The sequence below is a fragment of the uncultured Citricoccus sp. genome, assembly GCF_937871995.1.
GTDB lineage: Bacteria > Actinomycetota > Actinomycetes > Actinomycetales > Micrococcaceae > Citricoccus.
The window spans coordinates 1-4129 of the sequence record NZ_CALMQR010000127.1 but is presented as its reverse complement, the minus strand read 5'-3'; the positions used below and the strand labels follow the sequence as shown (position 1 = coordinate 4129).

Sequence of the window (4129 nt, the reverse complement as noted above, 5' to 3'; positions counted from 1 at the left end):
CGCAGTCGGCGGGCCAGGCGGCGGACTCCGGTGAGGAGGACGGGGACCACGGCCGGGGCGTCGGCGCCGTCCTGCCGTGGACCATGGTGCTGCTGGGGGTCGTGGCCCTCGTGGTGGCCGCCGTCCTGCTCCGGCCGGACGGCGGGCGCGCGGGGCCCGGGGCCGAGCAGGACACGGGAACCGATCAGGGTGCCGTGGCGGAGCCGACGTCACGGGGCACCGGCACCGCACCCTCGGCGAGGTCCTCCCCGGCCTCCGCCCCGGAGCCGACGTCACGGGGCACCGGCACCGCACCCTCCGGGAGGTCCTCCCCGGCCTCCGACCCGGAGTCCCCGGCGCCGTCGGGACGGTCCGGGACGCCGGTCATCACCAGTTCCGTCCGTGCCGGGGACGACTGCACCGCCCTGGAACGCGGACTGGTGGTCACCGGTGCCGACGGCCGGCGGCTGGTGTGCGTGGAGGACACCGGGGGCCTGGTCTGGGAGGCCGACGACTGACCGGCAGGTCCGGCCGGGGCCACGGTCACCCGGAACCCCCGGCGGGACCTGGCGCTCAGGGGTCCGGGACGCCCAGGGCCTGACGTTCAGGAACCGCCCGCCCTCAGGCGCTGCGCCGGCGCAGCAGCAGCCACGCGACGCCGGTCAGCACGGCGCCCAGCCCGACCCCGCCCAGCAGGGCACCGAGCTCGGTGCCGGACGGGAGCCATCCACCGTCCCGGGCGCTCGCGGCCTGGGCGTCCTCGCCGTCCGGGGAGCCACCGGCGGCGAGGGTCTGCTCGTCCTGGGCCGCCGCCAGCCACTCGGTCGCACCGGTGGGCTCGCCCGAGAGGGACACGGCCAGCTCGTAGCGGAACGGCTCGGTCCCCTCCCGGCCCCCACGGGCCTCGGAGCCGGTGACCACGATGTAGTAGTCGCCGGCGAACCGCAGGGCGCCGTAGGAGTAGGAGCCGTAATTGTCCGCGCTCACCGGCACGGCGGTGGACCGGGTGAGGGTGGCCCCGTTGTCCGTGTAGGAGATGCCCTGGTCCCCCAGCATCCGGGGGTCCCCCAGCAGGGGGTCGTGGGCCGCGGTCCGGATCTCGCGGACGCGGGACTGCTGGTTGTTGCCGGACGAGAGGCGGTAGCTCAGGCGCTGGCCGTACTCGACCGGGATCCGGAAGTAGGCCGCCTCCCGGGGCTGCAGCTCGGCGGAGAAGACCTGGTCCGCGGTGATCTCGGTGGCCGTGCCGAACGACCGCCCGCCGGTGACGGGCGTCGCCTCGCCGGTGACCGTCACGGACTCCGGCGGGAGGTCCTCCGAGGGAGCCTCGGCCAGCCCGGACTCGTCCACCGGGGGCTCCACCCAGAACCGCAGTTCCACGGCCACGGGGTTGTCCGCCAGCCACTCACCGCTCCGGCTCACCTGGGCCACGACCACGCCGGACTCATCCTCGAAGCATCCGTAGGAGCCGGCCTCCATGGGATCCGTGGCCGTCTTGGCCACCGGCACCTCACCGGTCGTCATCGAGACGTTGTCCGCGACCGGGGGCCCGCACCGCTCGCCCTGCAGGTTCACGAACTCCACGGTGAGCTCGGCCCAGTCGGTGCCGCGCGCGTCGGCGTGGGGGTCGGCGGCCAGGACGGCCGCGGCATGGGCCCGCTCTCCCTCCTGGAGCGCCGGCAGCCGGTAGAACCGGGTGGAGGCCGTGGGCGAGGAGGCCTCCTCACTGGTCTGCAGGGTGTCCCGGTAGAGGCCGGGTTCCACCTCGACCGCGCCGGCCAGGCTCTCCCCGCCCGTGACCTCGGTGCCCGAGGGTTGGTACGGGGTGGCCCGGGCGGCGGGCGCGGAGCCCTCCCCGGTGCCGGCAGTCGGCGTGGCGGCCAGCACCGGAGCGCCGGCCCAGGCCGTGAGGGCCAGGGTGAGACCGAGGGCGGCCAGCGTGCGGGGGGGACGTTTGCTGGTGCTCATCACCGCGGTCCTTCCTGATCGGTGCCGTAGCGGTCGGTGGGGTACTGGCTGCCGGGTGCGGGGGACGCGGGGTGCTGCTGTGTGGTGGCCGGCGCCGCCACGGGCCGCCGTCGGGTCAGGACCAGGGCCGCGGCGCCGATGAGAGCACTGCCGGCGAGGCCGGCGAGGAACCACGGCCAGGGGTTGTCCCCGGCCGGCTCGGTCAGCCCGGTGGCGGTGGCCTTTGCCCCGCCACCACCCTCGTCCGGTTCTCCGGCCGGCGTGGCGCCCGCGGTGGCCTCGCCGGCCTCCGCGTCGTCCTGCTCTCCCGCGTCCTGCTCGGAGTCCGGATCGACCACCCGGCCCGCCCCGGGCTCGGCGATGAGGGGGCCGTCCTGCTCCTGGCCCGTCACCTCGAGCGCCAGCTCATAGGGGAAGGGCTCCCGGTTGCGGTCATCGCTGTACTTGTCCGCGGAGACGACCACGTAGTAGTCACCGGAGAGGTAGGCGTCCTGGCCGTGGACGCCGTCGTGATTGTCCATGCTGACGGAGACCGGCATGTTCAGCGTGGCGGTCTGGCCCGCCGGACGACGATGCAGGCGCCGGTCACCCTTCATGGTGACGGGCCCGCGGACGCTGGAGAACACGCTCACGTCCACGGAATCGGGTCCGGCGCCCTCCGAGGCACCGTTGGCGGCGCGGACGTTCAGCCGCTGCCCGTAGCCCACGTGCACCCGGTAGTAGCGCGCCTCGTTCGGCATGACCGAGTCGGAGAGCACCGTCCGGTTCTCGACCTCGACGGCCTCGTTGAAGCTGCCGCCACCGGCGACCGCGGCGGCCGCGCCGGACAGGGTCACCGACCGGGGGGCCTCGTCCTCGTCCGCGTGGGGACCGAGCGTGCTCTCGTCCACGGCCGGCTCGACCACGAACTTGAGCTCCACCGGCATCGGCTCCTCCGCCTGGTGCTCGCCGAATCGCTGGACCTTGGCGAAGAGCTGGCCCGTGCCGTCCTGGAAGCAGCCGTGGCTACCGGGCTCGGTGTACTCCTGGCTGCGCACGTAACCGACGATCGGCTTGCCACCGTCACTGGAATGGGAGTACTCCCGGTCCGAGGAGGAGCAGTTCTCGCCCTGGCCGTTGACCAGTTGGACCTCGATCCCGGCGAACGGATCACCCGTGGCCGTCGGCTGGGACTGGTCCGGCAGCAACAGGGCGGACAGGTGCGCCCGCTCACCCGGTTCGATGGTCCCCAGGTTGTAGAACCTCAGCGTCCCGTCGGCGCTGGAATGGGCCCTGGTCTCACCGCGCCCGTACTCGTCCAGGTACTGCCCGGGGGCTAGCTGGGGGGATGAGTGCAGCGTCTCCCCACCGGTGACCGGGGTCCCGGAGGCGACGTACCCCTGGAAGGCCCGGACCGTCTTCGTCTGCAGCTCGGTCTCCAGCTCCGTCGCGTTGTCTGCCTGGACGTAGGTGCCGCCCGTGGCCTCGGCCACGCAGGTCAGCTCCTCGCGGGCGGCGTCGTTGACCTTGAAGCCGATGGTGTGCACGGTCAGGCCGATGCCCTTCCCTGCCAGGTCCTGGGCCGCCTCGCAGGCCGGTGGCTCGGAGCAGTTCTCCTCACCGTCGGAGACCAGGATGATGGACTTCTCCCCGTCGATCCCCTCGAGTTCCTGTGCCGCGTGCAGCAGCGCCGCCCCGATCGGGGTCTCACCGACCGCGTCCAGGCCGGCGATCCTCTTCTTGAGCCCGCCGACGTCGGTGGGGCCCACCTTCTGCAGGGTGGTGATGTCCTTGCAGTCCCCCACCGTGTTGGCGCCGTAGACCACCATGCCGAGGTCCGCGCCGTCGGGGGCGTTGTCCAGCAGGGTGGAGGTGGCCTCCTGCGCGGCGGCCAGCCGGGTGGTGCCGGACTCGTCCGCGTCCTTCTCCAGCATGGAGGAGGAGTAGTCCATGACCACGACGACGGGCTGCAGGGCGCGCTGTCCGTCCTGGGCGGCACCGGAGGGGCTGGCCGACGGGGCGGCCTGCGCGGGGGCCGCCAGCAGGCCGCCCAGGAGCAGGGCGAGGGCCGTGACCAGGGCGAGGGTCCGGCCGGGAAGGGCCGGGCCGCACCGGCGCCCGTGGGCGGTGCCCGGGTGCCTCGGGCGGGAGGTGGTGTCCATCATGTGTCCCCTGTACGAGTGATAAGCGGGTGCCTGCGCTG

Annotated in this window: 2 protein-coding genes and 1 pseudogene; 1 reads left to right on the top strand and 2 read right to left on the bottom strand. The window is 73.8% G+C overall.

The window, feature by feature from the left end; genetic code table 11:
* Positions 1-497 (top strand): annotated as a pseudogene (locus Q0283_RS14260) (hypothetical protein); the annotation flags it as partial.
* A gap of 103 nt (positions 498-600) precedes the next feature.
* Here Q0283_RS14260 and Q0283_RS14255 read toward each other — a convergent pair.
* Complete coding sequence (locus Q0283_RS14255) at positions 601-1947, bottom strand: hypothetical protein (RefSeq protein ID WP_298045236.1); 1347 nt, start codon at positions 1945-1947, stop codon at positions 601-603.
* Positions 1947-4091: a VWA domain-containing protein gene (locus Q0283_RS14250; RefSeq protein ID WP_298045234.1), complete on the bottom strand. Its 2145-nt coding sequence runs from the start codon at positions 4089-4091 to the stop codon at positions 1947-1949. Before Q0283_RS14250 ends, Q0283_RS14255 begins: the two co-directional genes overlap by 1 nt.
* Positions 4092-4129: the final 38 nt, after the last annotated feature.

What these genes read in the sequence shown, in the direction of transcription:
- Q0283_RS14255 (WP_298045236.1), bottom strand. Translation starts at nt 1,947, where the DNA reads ATGAGCACCAGCAAACGTCCCCCCCGCACGCTGGCCGCCCTCGGTCTC.
- Q0283_RS14250 (WP_298045234.1), bottom strand. Translation starts at nt 4,091, where the DNA reads ATGATGGACACCACCTCCCGCCCGAGGCACCCGGGCACCGCCCACGGG.